The following is a 411-nucleotide window of genomic DNA, read 5'->3' as shown; positions in this document are numbered from 1 at the left end:
TGGAGTGGTAGTTCAGTTGGTTAGAATACCGGCCTGTCACGCCGGGGGTCGCGGGTTCGAGTCCCGTCCACTCCGCCAACATTAGTTGTCAGCAGGGTACCGAGCGGCAGTAGCTCAGTTGGTAGAGCGATACCTTGCCAAGGTATAGGTCGAGAGTTCGAGACTCTTCTGCCGCTCCAGGTTATCACCACCTGGCAATTGTGTACTGAAGACAGTGTCTATACGGACGCGGGGTGGAGCAGTTGGCAGCTCGTCGGGCTCATAACCCGAAGGTCGCAGGTTCAAGTCCTGCCCCCGCAACCAAAGAAGTAGAGGTGAAGTAGAAGTAAAGAGCGGCAAAAAAGGTTTGAAGAAAAGCTTGACGGTTTGTAAGAAGTTCTTCATAATCTCGCCTCTCTGCTGCAGACGAAG

3 tRNA genes are annotated in these 411 nt (G+C 53.5%); all 3 read left to right on the top strand.

Annotation, left to right across the window (positions count from 1 at the left end):
- Position 1 precedes the first annotated feature (1 nt).
- The 3 genes from AT959_RS04205 to AT959_RS04195 all read left to right on the top strand — a co-directional run bounded on the left by AT959_RS04205 (position 2) and on the right by AT959_RS04195 (position 303).
- A tRNA-Asp gene (locus AT959_RS04205) sits at positions 2–78 on the top strand.
- Positions 79–103: 25 nt separating this feature from the next.
- Positions 104–179, top strand: a tRNA-Gly gene (locus tag AT959_RS04200).
- Between the two features lie 48 nt (positions 180–227).
- Positions 228–303: transfer RNA gene (locus tag AT959_RS04195), tRNA-Met, on the top strand.
- The last annotated feature ends 108 nt before the right edge of the window (positions 304–411 follow it).

Source organism: Dechloromonas denitrificans, from assembly GCF_001551835.1.
Taxonomy (GTDB): Bacteria; Pseudomonadota; Gammaproteobacteria; order Burkholderiales; family Rhodocyclaceae; genus Azonexus; species Azonexus denitrificans.
The sequence above is the reverse complement of the archived record's forward strand: the minus strand, read 5'-3'. Positions and strand labels throughout refer to the sequence as shown.